Source organism: Paraburkholderia xenovorans LB400, assembly GCF_000013645.1.
GTDB classification, from domain to species: Bacteria; Pseudomonadota; Gammaproteobacteria; order Burkholderiales; family Burkholderiaceae; genus Paraburkholderia; species Paraburkholderia xenovorans.
The window spans coordinates 3,196,879-3,211,780 of the sequence record NC_007951.1 but is presented as its reverse complement, the minus strand read 5'-3'; the positions used below and the strand labels follow the sequence as shown (position 1 = coordinate 3,211,780).

The following is a 14,902-nucleotide window of genomic DNA, read 5'->3' as shown; positions in this document are numbered from 1 at the left end:
CGGAAAGTACCATTATTCGGCGCAAACTAGCCGACGTATCCGTCGATTGGCAGTCAAATCAGGTTGCGCCGCAACAATTTTCCGCATTATGAGAATGAATCTCGTAATTCGAAAATTTTGTTGCGCGGACGTCGGGACCCTTATTACAATCGGCCGAAGCTGCCGCGGCCGTGCTTCGTCCGCGTCGTCTGTTCAAAGAGCGTTCCTCTATACCCAGGAGACGAGCATGTCCGCTGTACCCGACGAAGTCATGAAATATGTCGCCGCCGAAAAAGACGACGATCCCCAGGAAACCGGCGAATGGCTTGAAGCGCTGGATGGCGTGATTTCTGCTGTGGGCCCCGACCGCGCTCACTACCTCATCGAGAAACAGATCGAATTCGCCCGTGTGCACGGCGAACATCTGCCGTTCTCCGCCAACACGCCGTACATCAATACGATTCCGGTTTCGCGCCAGGCAAAAATCCCCGGCGACCAGGACCTCGAACACCGTATCCGCTCGTACACCCGCTGGAACGCCATTGCGATGGTGCTGCGCGCCGGCAAGGAAACCAACGTCGGCGGCCACATTGCGTCGTTCGCTTCGGCTGCCACGCTGTACGACGTCGGCTACAACCACTTCTGGCATGCACCGTCGGCTGAACATGGCGGCGATCTCGTGTTCGTGCAGGGGCACTCGTCGCCGGGTGTGTACTCGCGCGCGTTCCTGCTCGGCCGCCTGACCGAGAACCAGCTCGACAACTTCCGCCAGGAAGTGGGCGGCGAGGGCATCTCGTCGTACCCTCACCCGTGGCTGATGCCGGACTTCTGGCAATTCCCGACCGTCTCGATGGGCCTCGGCCCGATCATGGCGATCTATCAGGCGCGCTTCATGAAGTACCTGCAGGCGCGCGGCATTACGAAAACCGAAGGCCGCAAGGTGTGGGCTTTCCTCGGCGACGGCGAAACGGACGAGCCGGAATCGCTCGGCGCGATCGGCATGGCCGGCCGCGAACGCCTCGACAACCTCGTGTTCGTGATCAACTGCAACCTGCAGCGCCTCGACGGTCCGGTGCGCGGTAACGGCAAGATCATCCAGGAACTGGAAAGCGAATTCCGCGGCGCGGGCTGGAACGTCATCAAGGTCATCTGGGGCAGCCGCTGGGATGCGCTGTTCCAACGCGACAAATCGGGCGCGTTGATGCGCCGCATGATGGAAGTGGTCGACGGCGAGTACCAGACGTACAAGTCGGAGTCGGGCGCGTATGTGCGCGAACACTTCTTCAACACGCCTGAGCTGAAGGCGTTGGTCGCCGAATGGTCCGACGAGGAAATCTGGAACCTGAACCGCGGCGGCCACGATCCGCACAAGATCTATGCGGCGTTCCAGGAAGCGTCGAATTCGCAGGGCCAGCCCACCGTCATCCTCGCGAAGACGATCAAGGGCTATGGCATGGGCGAAGCCGGCCAGGCCATGAACATCACCCACCAGCAGAAAAAGCTGCACGTGGATCAGCTGAAGAAATTCCGCGACCAGTTCCGCCTGCCGATCTCCGACGAAGATCTCGTCAACGTGCCGTACCTCAAGTTCGAAGAAGGTTCGAAAGAACTCGAGTATATGCGCGCCCGCCGGCAGGATCTCGGCGGCTATCTGCCGGCGCGCCGTCAGAAGGCCGAGTCGCTGCCGGTGCCGGAACTGTCGGTATTCGAGCCGCTGCTCAAGGGCACGGGCGAAGGCCGCGAGATCTCCACCACGATGGCGTTCGTGCGGATCCTGAACATCCTGCTCAAAGACAAGGCGCTTGGTAAGCGTATCGTGCCGATCGTGCCGGACGAGTCGCGCACCTTCGGCATGGAAGGCCTGTTCCGCCAGATCGGTATCTGGAATCAGGACGGCCAGAAGTACGTGCCGGAAGATTCCGACCAGCTCATGTTCTACCGTGAGTCGGAAACCGGGCAGATCCTGCAGGAAGGTATCAACGAAGCCGGCGGCATGTCGGACTGGATCGCGGCCGCGACGTCGTACTCGACGCACGGCGAGATCATGATCCCGTTCTACATCTTCTACTCGATGTTCGGCTTCCAGCGCATCGGCGACCTGGCATGGGCGGCCGGCGACATGCGTTCGCGCGGCTTCCTGCTGGGCGGCACCGCGGGCCGCACCACGCTGAACGGCGAAGGTCTGCAGCACGAAGACGGCCACTCGCTGCTGTGGGCGGCTTCGGTGCCGAACTGCATCAGCTACGACCCGACGTTCGGCTACGAACTCGCGGTCATCATGCAGGACGGTCTGCGCCGCATGGTCGCGGAACAGGAAGACGTGTACTACTACGTCACGGTGATGAACGAGAACTACGAGCACCCGGCGATCCCGCAGGGCGACTCGGTGGCCGCGGATATCATCAAAGGCATGTACGCGTTCCGCAAGGCCGAGGCCGACAGGAAGACGCCGCGCGTGCAGTTGATGGGCGCGGGCACGATCTTCAATGAAGTGATCGCCGCCGCCGACCTGCTGAAGAACGACTGGGGCGTTGCCGCCGACCTGTGGAGCGTGCCGAGCTTTACCGAACTCGCGCGCGAAGGCCACGAAGTGCAGCGTTGGAACCTGCTGCACCCGACCGAAGAAAAGAAGCTCTCGCACGTCGAGAAGCTGCTGAAAGACGCGCAAGGTCCGGTTATCGCCTCGACCGATTACGTGCGTGCGCTGACCGAGCAGATCCGCGCGTTCGTGCCGCAGAAGTTCGTGGTGCTGGGCACGGATGGCTACGGCCGTTCGGACACGCGCGAAAAGCTGCGCCACTTTTTCGAAGTCGACCGCTACTGGGTCACGGTTGCCGCGTTGAATGCACTGGCAGATGAAGGCACGATCGAACGCAAGGTCGTCGCCGAGGCGCTCAAGAAATATAACCTTGATCCCGCCAAACCCAACCCGATGACCGTCTAAGGCATCCTTCCCCGTGTGCCACGGCGTGCGCGCCCGCCCCTGTTCGACAGGGGCCGGGTGCGTGCGCGGCCCAGGAGACACTAACAATGAGTCAAGCGATCGAAGTCAAGGTGCCGGACATCGGCGATTACAAGGACATTCCTGTGATCGAGGTGCTGGTGAAGGCGGGTGACACCGTCGAGAAAGAGCAGTCGCTCGTTACGCTGGAGTCCGACAAGGCGACCATGGACGTGCCGAGCTCGGCCGCCGGCGTCGTCAAGGAAGTGAAGGTCAAGGTCGGCGACAATGTGTCGGAAGGTTCGCTGATCGTCGTGCTGGAAGGCGCTGAAGGCGGCGCGGCCGCGCCGGCACCGGCGCCTGCGGCCGCACCGGCAGCGGCTCCTGCGCCGGCACCGGCTGCGGCCCCCGCTGCTGCGCCGGCGCCCGCGCCCGCCGCGAGCGGCGGCGGTCTGCAGGAAGTCAAGGTGCCGGATATCGGCGACTACAAAGACATTCCCGTGATCGAAGTCGCGGTGAAGGTCGGTGATCGTGTCGAGAAAGAGCAGTCGCTAGTGACGCTCGAATCCGACAAGGCGACCATGGACGTGCCGAGCTCGGCCGCCGGCGTCGTCAAGGAAGTGAAGGTCAAGGTCGGCGATACCGTGTCGGAAGGCTCGGTGATCGTCGTGGTGGAAGCGGAAGGCGGCGCGGCCGCGCCGGCACCGGCGCCGAAGCAGCAAGCCGTCGAGCAGCCGTCGGATGCGCCGGCCACGCCGTCGCCGGCTCCGGCGGCGCCTTCGGCGCTCGCTCAGGCGCCGGTGATTCCGGCTGGCGAAGGCGGCGCGCGTCACGCGAGCCATGCGTCGCCGTCCGTGCGCAAGTTCGCGCGCGAACTGGGCGTCGACGTGACGCAGGTGCAGGGTACGGGTCCGAAGGGCCGCATTACGCAAGCCGACGTGACTGCCTTCATCAAGGGCGTCATGACCGGTCAGCGTGCGGCGCCGGCTGGTGCGGCCGCACCGGCTGCGGCGGGCGGCGGCGAACTGAATCTGCTGCCGTGGCCGAAGATCGACTTCACGAAGTTCGGTCCGGTCGATCCGAAGCCGCTGTCGCGCATCAAGAAGATTTCGGGCGCGAATCTGCATCGCAACTGGGTCATGATTCCGCATGTCACGAACAACGACGAAGCGGACATCACGGAACTCGAAGCGCTGCGCGTGCAACTGAACAAGGAAAACGAAAAGGCCGGCGTGAAGATCACGATGCTGGCATTCGTGATCAAGGCGGTTGTTTCGGCTTTGAAGCAGTTCCCGACGTTCAACGCCAGCCTCGACGGCGACAACCTGGTGTTCAAGCAGTACTTCCATATCGGCTTTGCGGCCGACACGCCGAATGGTCTGGTCGTTCCTGTCATTCGCGATGCGGACAAGAAGGGTTTGATCGATATCGCGAGGGAAATGGCCGAGTTGTCGAAGGCTGCGCGCGACGGCAAGCTGAAGCCGGATCAGATGCAAGGCGGGTGCTTCTCGATCTCTTCTTTGGGTGGCATTGGCGGCACGAACTTCACGCCGATTATCAATGCGCCTGAAGTCGCCATTCTTGGTCTGTCGCGCGGTGCGACGAAGCCGGTTTGGGATGGTAAGCAGTTCGTGCCGCGTTTGATCCTGCCGCTTTCTTTGTCGTATGACCATCGGGTGATCGATGGCGCTGCGGCGGCCAGGTTCAATGCTTATCTTGGGGCGATTCTTGCCGATTTCCGGCGTGTGATTCTTTGATGTGGTGATTGGGTTGCGCGGGGCGCGGGTTGTTTTTCTGTGATCCGCGTCTCTCGTTGAATTTGCATCCATGTCGGTCTATTAGTGTTGCCCCTGTGCGGGGCGGCATCTACTTTTCTTTGCACCCCAAGGGTACTTCCTGCGGGGCGTCTTCCAAAGAAAAGTAGTCAAAAGAAAGGCGCGTCCTTGGGCGGACAGCAAAGAATGTTTCTGTTCGCCGCGCTGCCAGCTTTTTGGACTTATGGGTGTGAGTTCTCCGTTCATCACGATCAATAAGAGAAGGGGACACTAATGAGTCTCGTCGAAGTAAAAGTGCCGGATATCGGCGACTTCAAAGATGTCGATGTCATTGAAGTCAACATCAAACCGGGCGATGTCATCGAGAACGAACAGGCGCTGATGACGCTCGAATCCGATAAGGCTTCCATCGAAGTGCCGAGCGACACCGCCGGCACCGTCAGGGAAGTGCGCGTCAAAGCCGGCGATAAGGTTTCGCAAGGCACAGTGATCGCGCTCGTCGAAACATCGGGGGAGGCGGCGCCCGCGAAAGATGCACCGAAGGCGCCGGCCAAGGAAGCTGAGAAAGCGCCCGCTCAGGCAGAAGCCAAGCCGCAGGCAGCCGAGGCTCCGGCTGCCGCTCCGGCCAAGGCGGCGGCGCCCGCGCCGCAAGCCGGCAGCTATTCGGGCAGCGCGGATATCGAGTGCGACATGCTCGTGCTCGGATCCGGCCCCGGCGGCTACTCGGCAGCGTTCCGCTCGGCCGACCTCGGCATGAAGACGGTGCTGGTCGAGCGTTATTCGACGCTCGGCGGCGTGTGTCTGAATGTCGGCTGTATTCCGTCGAAAGCGCTGTTGCATACGGCTCTCGTGATCGACGAAGCCGAAGCGCTCGGCGCACACGGCATTACGTTCGCCAAGCCGCAAATCGATCTCGACAAGCTGCGTGATTTCAAGTCGGGCGTCGTCAGGAAGCTGACCGGCGGTCTCGCCGGCATGGCGAAGATGCGCAAGGTCGAAGTGGTGACGGGTAACGGCGCGTTTGTCGATCCGTATCACATGGAAGTGCAGACCGAAGGCGGCAAGAAAGTCGTCAAGTTCAAGCAGGCGATCATCGCCGCCGGCTCGGAAGCGGTGAAGCTGCCGTTCATTCCGGAAGATCCGCGCGTGGTCGATTCGACCGGTGCGCTCGAACTGCGGCAGATTCCGCAACGCATGCTGGTGATCGGCGGCGGCATCATCGGTCTGGAAATGGCCACGGTGTATGCCACGCTCGGCGCGAAGATCGACGTGGTCGAAATGCTCGACGGCCTGATGGCCGGCGCGGACCGCGATCTGGTCAAGGTCTGGGAGAAGTACAACAGCAAGCGTTTCGCAAACGTCATGCTGAAGACCAAAACCACCGCAGCCGAAGCGAAAGACGACGGCATCCATGTCTCGTTCGAAGGCGAAAAAGCCCCGGCCGAAGCGCAACGCTACGACCTCGTGCTGGTGGCAGTCGGCCGTACGCCGAATGGCAAGAAAATCGGCGCGGACAAGGCCGGCGTCGCGGTGACGGATCGCGGCTTTATCGACGTCGACAAGCAGATGCGTACCAACGTGCCGCACATCTTCGCGATCGGCGATATCGTCGGTCAGCCGATGCTCGCGCATAAAGCGGTGCACGAAGGCCACGTTGCCGCCGAAGCCGCGCATGGTGAGAAGGCGTACTTCGACGCGCTGCAGATTCCGTCGGTGGCTTACACCGATCCGGAAGTGGCGTGGGCCGGCAAGACCGAAGACCAGTTGAAGGCGGCGGGCATCAAGTACGGCAAGGCGGTGTTCCCGTGGGCCGCTTCGGGCCGCGCGATTGCCAACGGTCGCGACGAAGGCTTCACGAAGCTGTTGTTCGACGAGGAAACGCATCGCGTGATCGGCGGCGGGATCGTCGGCCTGAATGCGGGCGACCTGATCAGCGAAGTGTGTCTCGCAGTCGAGATGGGTGCGGACGCAACGGATATCGGTAAGACGATTCATCCGCATCCGACGCTCGGTGAATCGATCGGCATGGCCGCCGAGTTGTATGAAGGCGTGTGCACCGACTTGCCGCCGCAGAAAAAGAAGTAGCGCGGTTTGGCCCGTCCGCATTCATATGCAGGCGGGCCAAGAAAGCAAAAAAAACGGCGCGTTCCGTAAAGGACGCGCCATTTTTTTTGAGCAGCAGAGCAGGGCAGTTACCGCGCAACGACAGCGGCAGGAAAAAAAATCCCGGCCTTGCGCCGGGCAAACGATACGCCATTCAACGTATCGGAGCGTTCGGCCAATTAACACCGTGTGAGCGGCAACGGCACGACGCTGTTGCTTGCGGTAACGCCGGCATAGCGTATGAGCTGTGCCGGCGCTGTTTGATGCCTGCGGTTGATGCGTGAGACGGAAGCTTAGACTGCCTTCTTGGCCGAGCGCGATGCTTGTGCAGCAGCCTGCGAAGCGGCCTTCGATGCGGCCGTTGCAGCTGCATTGAAGTTGCTTTCAGCGATTTCGACCGCTTGCTTGGTGGCCTTATGAACCGTTTCGTACGTGGTGTTGGCGGCGGTAATGGCCGACTTCATCACGGCGACTGCGGTTTCCGAACCGGCCGGCGCATTCTTTGCGACGTTTTCGACGAGCGATTGGACCTTGCGGTTCTGCTCTTCGAATTGCGCTTCAGCGACGCGGGCGAATTCACCTTGCGTTGCCGAAACGATTTCATAGACGTGACGGCCGTACGACAGCGCCTTTTCGGCCACCGGCTGTGCAAGGCTTGCCTGCAATGCCAGCAGTTCCTGCGCGTCTTTCACCGACAACGCGCGTTGGGCATTTTCCTGGCTTTCCGCGAGCGTCGATTTCACGACCTGCAGGTTCAGTTCAACCAGCTTTTCGACGCCTTCGAATGCTTTGGTCGTCAGGCCGAACAGTGTTTCAAAGTTGGCTTTCTGGGCTGCGGCGAATTGCTCAGGGGTCAGCAGAGTCATGGTTTACGCTCCTGGATCGCGGTCTGTCTGTGCGGACCGCATTGGGTGAGTGGTGAGACACATTGATAGTGATGCGCCCCGCCGGACCGCGATGTTTTGTGCATCGCAGCAATGGTTCCCATTTTAGGATGGCTGCACCGAATGTCAAGTCCTTTTTTGTGCGTCGCACCATATTAAGAAACTACTGATAAAACAAGACGTTATGCGTTGGGCATGACGTTCATGTGACGCAGATCAATTTCCGCGTTGCACCGTGCTGGTGCGACATATTTGTCGGTTTATTACCGCTAGATGGGCATTTTCTACCTTCCGTCGCACGCCAGGCAGGCAAACGCTAACATCCGACAATTAACGAAACGCTTGAACTGCAAATCGATGTAAACCGGAAAGTGTCACGGAACGTTAATGCCTGAAGCCGGTCGAATGCGCGTTGGCGGTTTCCAGCGGGCGTTTACAACCTGTGGGATGATGCCGATGCCGTACCGCTGCACCGACGGCGCCAGACCCGCCGGTGCTCTGACCGTATTTCCCCTGATCAAGGTTGCCTCGAAATTGCCGTTATGCTGGAAGAATTACCTCGATTCCGGCGTACGGCGGCAGAAGCGAGTCGACGCGCGTTAGCGATCGTTTTTTTCGATCGAGATGCGGCACTTATTTGTGTTTTTGCGATCGGAGCTTACAAGCCGGTTTAAGGAGCGCGCATAAGTGCTTCAAATTGCTAATTTTTCGTTGTTTTACTACACTTGCGGAAACCCTCTCGCCGCTCCCTACCGAACACCCATGAAAACCGACATGTTTTCGTCGCTAAAAGTGATCCACGGCGCGGCCCGCAGCACCGCTCTGTCGGTGGCCGCCTCAATGGTCATCGCAGCGGCGTTCGCCACGCCCGTGAGCGCTTTTGCCGCCACGCCCGCTGCACCTGCAAAAACCTCCAAACACGCGAAAACAGCCAAAAAGCCGGCTGCCGCCCCCGCCAAGGTGTCGAAGGCGTCGAAAGCCGCGGCTGCAAAGACCGTAGCCGCTGACGACGCGCCACGCGCGGGCGTCAAGCGCAAGCGCGTAACGTACACGTCGAATGGCCGTCATCACTCGGTGGTGCGCCGCGTCGCGTACGAGCCGCGTCCGCCGAGCGTCGGCCAGGCTTTCGGCCTGCATGAAACGCCGGACGCGCTCATGCTGCGCTCCAGCGTCGCCTACGTGATCGATCAGAACTCCGGCGAACCGCTTTTCGACAAGAATTCGCGCGCCGTGGTGCCGATCGCGTCGATCACCAAGCTGATGACCGCGATGGTGGTGCTCGATTCGAAAGAACCGATGACCGACCAGATCGAAGTCACTGACGAAGACCGTGATTACGAAAAGAACACCGGCTCGCGTCTGTCGGTGGGCTCGGTGCTCTCGCGTGAAGACATGCTGCATATCGCGCTGATGGCGTCGGAAAATCGCGCGGCCGCGGCGCTGTCGCGTTATTTCCCGGGCGGCCGTCCGGCGTTCCTCGCCGCAATGAACGCGAAGGCAAAGCAGCTCGGTATGACCGACACGCACTTTGAAAACCCCACGGGGTTGACGAGCCAGAACGTGTCCAGCGCGCGCGACCTCGTGAAGATGGTCAACGCGGCGTATCAGTACCCACTGATCCGCAGGTTCTCGACCGATCACAGCTATGAGGTGTACACCGGCAAGCGCTCGCTGGCGTACAACAGCACGAATGCGCTGGTGCGTAACCCGACGTGGGACATCGGCCTGCAAAAGACCGGTTTCATCAACGAAGCGGGTGAGTGCCTCGTGATGCAGGCGACCATTCACGGCCGTCCGATGATCATGGTGCTGCTCGACTCGTCGGGCAAGTACTCGCGCTTCGCGGACGCAACGCGTCTGCGCACGTGGCTGGACAATGGCGGCGACCAGCCGCGCATCACCAGCGCGGACGCCGGCGGTTCGGGTACCTGAAGCGGTTCGTTGGTGGCCGGTTCGTGGAACCGGCCTTCGTAAAAAACGCCTCGCATTGCGAGGCGTTTTTTATGCACGAACGCCAGACGTCGGCTTACGCGTGATGGCTATGCGAATGATCTTGCACAGGCTGCGGCCGATAGCCGAGCGACTCGGAGATCATCAGCGCGGTCTGGCTGACCTGGCCGAGCCAGGAGTCCTGCAGACGGTCCGCCGGCGCCGACAATGAAAGGCCGGCGACGAGCTTGCCGGTGTCGTCGTAAATGCCGGCGGCGATGCAGCGCACACCGAGTTCCAGTTCTTCGTTGTCGCGCGCGCAGGCTTGCTGGCGCACGTGCGACAGTTCGCGCTCCAGTTTGGCGAGGTCGGTGATGCTGTTCTGCGTGTGGCCTGACAGGCCGGTGCGCGTGGCGTAGGCCCGTACGCGGGTGGATTCGTCCGCGGCGAGAAACAGCTTGCCGACCGAAGTCAGATGCAGCGGCGCCCGCCCGCCGATGGCGCGCACCACCTGCATGCCGGAACGCTCGGAATAAGCGCGTTCGATATAGACGATCTCGTCGCCCTGGCGTACCGACAGGTTCACCGTCTGGCCGGTCTGACGATGCAGCTCACGCATTGGCGTGAGCGCGGCGTCGCGTACCGACAGGCGGGCTTTCACCAGATTGCCGAGTTCGAGCAGGCGCATGCCGAGACGGTAAGTGCCGGGGTCCGACCGGTCCACCAGCCGGCACATCACCATGTCGTTCAGGATGCGGTGCGCGGTGGAAGGGTGCAGCTCGGTACGGATGGCAAGTTCTTTCAGGCTGACCGGGTCGCTATGCGCAGCCAGTGCATCGAGCAGGCGCATCATGCGTTCGATCACCTGGATCGAAGTTTTGGGATCCGGGTTCGTATCGCTCATGGGAGGAATCGGTTGACGCGTCAAACAGCGGAAATTGATTGTATCCCGTATTGTGAAAAAAAAGAAAGCGGTTGGAGGCGCTATTCCAAATTAACTTGACGTATGTCCTATGCCTTCCGGCCGTTGGTATTGTGCGCCAAACAGCGGATAATCAGGGACGTTTTCCCGAAGGAGGGCTCATGCGAGTCGGATTGTTCGTTACCTGCCTGATCGACCTGATGCGTCCCGAGATCGGGTTTTCGGTCATCAAGCTGATCGAAGCCGCCGGTTTCGAGGTGGTGGTGCCGCCCGCCCAAACCTGTTGCGGGCAGCCTGCGTATAACTCGGGCGAACGGCGCATTGCGCGCGATCTGGCCGAGAAGACTCTGCGCGAGTTCGAACAGTTCGATTACGTCGTGGTGCCGTCCGGTTCGTGCGGCGGCATGATCCGCGCGCATTACGGCGATCTTTTTGCCGACGACCCGGAATTGATGAACCGCTTCGGCCGGCTGCGCGCCAAGGTGTTCGAGTTGACCGATTTCCTCGTCAACGTGGCCAGGGTGCAGTTGCAACCGGGCGAGTTCGCGGGTGAGGTGACGTATCACGATTCCTGCTCCGGACTGCGTGAGCTCGGCGTGAAAGCGCAGCCGCGCGCCTTGCTGGCACAGATCGGCGTGACGGTGAACGAGATGAAGGATTGCGAGCATTGCTGCGGCTTCGGCGGCACGTTCGCGCTCAAATACGGCGATATCTCCACGGCGATCGTCGACGAGAAATGCGCGAATATCAGCGCGAGCGGCACCGGCGCGGTGGTGCTCGGCGACCTCGGCTGCATGCTGAATATCGAAGGCCGTTTGCGGCGTACCGGCGACACGACCACGCGGGTGCTGCACATCGCACAGGTGCTGGCCGGCGACGTGTAACGCGGCTTGCCGCATTTCCGCCGTGTTCAGATACGCGCGCTTCACGCGTGCTTTTCCCGATTCCGCCGATTCCGCCGATTTACGCATAAGGCCGCCATGCAAGTCCAATCCATGCAATTCAAGGCACGCGCCGGCCAGAAGCTCGCCGACCAGCGCTTGCAGCAGAACCTGACCAAGCTGTCGACCAAATTCGTGTCGGCGCGCGCCGCGGCCATGACCGAGATCGACTTTCCGGCCACGCGCGCCGCGCTGAAGGAGCGCCGCAATCGCGCGCTGGACAATCTCGACGTGTGGCTGGAAACCTTCGAGCGTGAGGCTGCACGGCGTGGCGTGACCGTCCTCTTCGCGGAGACGACCCAGGAGGCTGCGCGGCTCATCGGAGACATTGCGCGCCGGCACGAGGTGAAGAAGGTGATCAAGACCAAGTCGATGGTCACCGAAGAAATGCGCCTGAACGAAGTGCTCGGGCAAATGGGCGTGCAATCCATCGAAACGGATCTGGGCGAGTACATTCTCCAGATCAACGGCAATGAGCCGCCGAGCCACATCATCGCGCCGGTCGTCCACAAAGATAAGGACGAGATCGCGGACCTGTTCGCGAAGACTCACAACCGGCCGCGCCTGACCGAAATCACCGACATGACACGCGAAGCGCGCGAGATGCTGCGTCCGCATTTCATGACGGCGGACATGGGGGTGACGGGCGGCAACTTCGTGGTGGCGGAAACCGGCTCGGTCGTGCTGGTCACGAACGAGGGCAACGAAGGCATGTGCACCGTCATGCCGCGCGTGCATGTGGCCGTGACGGGCATCGAGAAAGTGCTGCCCACGCTCGAAGATCTGGCCACGGCAATGCGTCTGCTGCCGCGTTCGGCGACCGGACAGGCCACTTCGAACTACTTTTCCGTGCTGACCGGGCCACGCGGCGAGGGCGACCAGGACGGTCCCGAGCACATGTACGTGGTGCTCGTCGACGGCGGGCGCACGGGGCTGATCGGCGGCGACTTCCAGGAAATGCTCAGGTGCATCCGCTGCGGCGCGTGCATGAACCATTGCCCGGTGTACCAGAAGGTGGGCGGCCACGCGTACGGCTGGGTGTATCCCGGTCCGATGGGCTCGGTGTTGACGCCGAGCTATGTCGGCATCGACAAGGCACTGGATTTGCCGCAAGCCGCGACCTTGTGCGGCGAGTGCAACAGCGTGTGCCCGGTGGGGATTCCGCTGTCGGATCTGTTGCGCAAGCTGCGCGAGAAACAGGTGGAGCGGCGCCTGCGCCCCTGGAAAGAGCGCGCGGGGCTCGCCGTGTGGGGTTTCCTGGCGCTGCATCCCGATGCTTATGCGCTGTTCACCAGGCTGGCGGTGCGCGTGCTGGAGCGCATGGGCGGAAGGAACCGGTCCATCGCCCGGCTGCCGCTAGGCGGCGCCGGTTGGACCAATACGCGGGAGATGCCGGCGCCGGTCGGCCGGACGTTCAGGGAGTTGTACGCCGCGCAGCGCAGCCATATTGGCTGAGCGGGTTTTGCCCGGCGGGGCGAGCGGTCATTTTTTCAGAGTTTGCTGTCATTGGGCGGGCGCGAGCCGTAGATCCGGCATCGCGCTGTCTGGCGGCGCTTCCGGAGCGGTTCCCTGGCACTCTCGTCGCTCTCGTAGCGGCAGCTTGAAATGGGTCCGCGGGTTCGATGCACACCCCCACCGCACGATTGCACCGCGAACGCTGCGTGTGGTGTCCGTCGGCAACCGCGGCTCAGTGATCCGTCATCTGCCCAGACTGGCGACCCGGCACGCCACGCACGGGCGCAGCATTGTTGCCGTTGCCACGGCCTCCACCGTTGCCAGCCTGTTGCGGCGGCGGAGGTGGCGGGTTGCCGGCCCCCGGTCGAGGCGCATTGGATCCGCTGGGGCCCCGCGGCCCGCCCACCGCGCCTTGGGGCGGCGGCCCGCCGTGCGACCCACCGCCACCCGGCTGACCGTGCCAGCCGCCGTTGTCGCCGTGGTTGCCGTTATTTCCATAGTTGCCGTTGTTCGGCCTGCCACGGTCGTAGCCGCCATAGCCGGGTCCGGGTCCGTAATAGCGGCCCGGTCCGTCGTTGTAGTAGCCCGGGCCCGAGTAATTGCCATAGCCCATATAGACGCTGGTTTGCGGCACGACCGGCACGCCGGTGGCATAGCCGTCGTAACCGTCATAGCCGCTGTATCCGCCGTTGGCGTTGCCGTACATCGGCGTGCCGTCCGGATAGACCGCGCAGCCGCTGAGCAAGGCAGCAAGGGCGACGCAGGCGATGGGTGCAAAGCGTTTCATGTGATGGACCAGTCCGAGGGCTTATATCAATAAGACCGCTATTATCGCCATCCGTCGCAGCGGCCTTGTGTGCATTTGTAAGGATTTCTTTTTTGTGCCATGAACCGCGCGAACAGCGCGCGCTGCCACAACAGCCGATCGACTGTTCCATTGAGAGCAACGATCTGTCTCGTTGCGTTGGGTTTTTCCCGATTGCGTATTCCTATAGGATTTCGACTGGGCATAGTGGGATACAAACCCAGGCGCCCGCAATCGGAAGAAACGACATCATGAAAAAGGCAATATCGGCGTACTGGCCGCTCGCCATCGTAGTGCCGCTGGCTGTGGCTGCCTGTCTGCATATCCTCGGCGACGCCGCCTCGCACGCGTCGCAAACCCCGCTCGCTGCCGGTCAGTTGACGGCCGAGCTTGCACGCGCCGTCTCGTACGGCATGGTCGACGCCACCTCGACGCGGCCGGCCAAACCCATGCGCGCCGCTGCTGCGATGCCGCTCGCGGAAGCGTCGTAAGCACGAAGATTGGCGCGATCGGTGCGGCGAGCGTGGCCGTCGCCGCGCCGCGCGTGGCCGCCGCGAACCGGCGCCCGGCGAGATTCCGGCGAGCTTTGTATAATCCCGGCACCTATCTTGATAAACATCGGCCGACGCGCCTCGCGTGCCTGTGCGTGCCTGAAAAGCCCCTGATGAAAACCGTGTCCATCTGCTTTGTCTGCCTCGGCAACATCTGCCGCTCTCCGACGGCGGAAGGTGTGATGCGCCGTCTGGTGGGCGAAGCAAGGCTCGCGGAGCACATCCTGATCGATTCCGCCGGCACAGGCGACTGGCACATCGGCCAACCGCCGGACGAACGCGCGCAATATGCGGCTGGCCGGCGGGGGTATGAACTGGCCGCCTTGCGCGGCCGCCAGATTGCCGCAGCGGATTTCGAGCGCTTCGATCTGCTGATCGCGATGGACGACAAAAACGTCGCCGCGTTGCGCCAGGTCTGCGCACCGGAACAACGCGACAAGATTCGTCTGCTGATGGAGTTTGTTCCGGAAACGGAGGCCCGCTGGGGCGGCGCCCGTGAAGTCGTCGATCCGTATTTCGGCGGCGCGGACGGTTTCGAGCAGGTGCTGGACCAGTGCGAGGCGGCCTGCCGCGGCCTGATTGCGGCGTTGCGCCCCCGCTTGCAGGCGTAAGGTTTG

11 protein-coding genes are annotated in these 14,902 nt (G+C 62.1%); 8 read left to right on the top strand and 3 right to left on the bottom strand.

All coding sequences use genetic code 11. The features are described from left to right. The first annotated feature begins 226 nt into the window (after window positions 1-226). From aceE to lpdA, 3 genes are all read left to right on the top strand, one after another. Window positions 227-2,923, top strand: coding sequence for a pyruvate dehydrogenase (acetyl-transferring), homodimeric type (gene aceE / locus BXE_RS14290; protein ID WP_011488990.1), 2,697 nt, complete (start codon window positions 227-229; stop codon window positions 2,921-2,923). An 86-nt stretch (window positions 2,924-3,009) separates the two neighbouring features. After that, window positions 3,010-4,677 (top strand): dihydrolipoyllysine-residue acetyltransferase, encoded by a 1,668-nt coding sequence (aceF, locus tag BXE_RS14285; RefSeq protein ID WP_011488989.1) that lies wholly within the window; start codon window positions 3,010-3,012, stop codon window positions 4,675-4,677. 291 nt (window positions 4,678-4,968) lie between these two features. Next, a complete protein-coding gene (gene lpdA, locus BXE_RS14280) occupies window positions 4,969-6,780 on the top strand; it encodes a dihydrolipoyl dehydrogenase (RefSeq protein WP_011488988.1) in 1,812 nt (603 codons plus the stop codon). 311 nt (window positions 6,781-7,091) lie between these two features. Here the strand turns inward: lpdA and BXE_RS14275 are convergent, their stop codons facing one another. After that, the gene (locus tag BXE_RS14275) at window positions 7,092-7,664 is read right to left on the bottom strand and encodes a phasin family protein (RefSeq protein ID WP_007181275.1); all 573 of its coding nucleotides are present in this window, start codon (window positions 7,662-7,664) and stop codon (window positions 7,092-7,094) included. A 780-nt stretch (window positions 7,665-8,444) separates the two neighbouring features. On the opposite strand from BXE_RS14275, the gene pbpG reads away from it, so the two are divergent. Continuing rightward, window positions 8,445-9,614 (top strand): D-alanyl-D-alanine endopeptidase, encoded by a 1,170-nt coding sequence (pbpG, locus tag BXE_RS14270; RefSeq protein ID WP_011488987.1) that lies wholly within the window; start codon window positions 8,445-8,447, stop codon window positions 9,612-9,614. Between the two features lie 94 nt (window positions 9,615-9,708). On the opposite strand, the gene BXE_RS14265 is transcribed toward pbpG, so the two are convergent. Then, window positions 9,709-10,515 (bottom strand): IclR family transcriptional regulator, encoded by an 807-nt coding sequence (locus BXE_RS14265; protein WP_011488986.1) that lies wholly within the window; start codon window positions 10,513-10,515, stop codon window positions 9,709-9,711. A gap of 179 nt (window positions 10,516-10,694) precedes the next feature. Between BXE_RS14265 and BXE_RS14260 the strand changes: the two genes are divergently transcribed. Together BXE_RS14260 and BXE_RS14255 are read left to right on the top strand one after the other, a co-directional pair. Then, window positions 10,695-11,417, top strand: a complete 723-nt coding sequence (locus BXE_RS14260) for a (Fe-S)-binding protein (protein WP_011488985.1) — start codon at window positions 10,695-10,697, stop codon at window positions 11,415-11,417. Between the two features lie 96 nt (window positions 11,418-11,513). Then, window positions 11,514-12,929, top strand: coding sequence for a lactate utilization protein B (locus BXE_RS14255; RefSeq protein ID WP_011488984.1), 1,416 nt, complete (start codon window positions 11,514-11,516; stop codon window positions 12,927-12,929). A 232-nt stretch (window positions 12,930-13,161) separates the two neighbouring features. Here BXE_RS14255 and BXE_RS14250 read toward each other — a convergent pair whose 3' ends face one another. Then, complete coding sequence (locus BXE_RS14250; protein ID WP_011488983.1) at window positions 13,162-13,716, bottom strand: hypothetical protein; 555 nt, start codon at window positions 13,714-13,716, stop codon at window positions 13,162-13,164. A 269-nt stretch (window positions 13,717-13,985) separates the two neighbouring features. On the opposite strand from BXE_RS14250, the gene BXE_RS14245 reads away from it, so the two are divergent. Together BXE_RS14245 and BXE_RS14240 are read left to right on the top strand one after the other, a co-directional pair. Beyond that, window positions 13,986-14,225, top strand: coding sequence for a hypothetical protein (locus BXE_RS14245; RefSeq protein ID WP_038457684.1), 240 nt, complete (start codon window positions 13,986-13,988; stop codon window positions 14,223-14,225). Between the two features lie 173 nt (window positions 14,226-14,398). After that, entirely contained in the window at window positions 14,399-14,896 is a 498-nt protein-coding gene (locus tag BXE_RS14240; protein WP_011488981.1) for a low molecular weight protein-tyrosine-phosphatase, read from the top strand. Window positions 14,897-14,902: the final 6 nt, after the last annotated feature.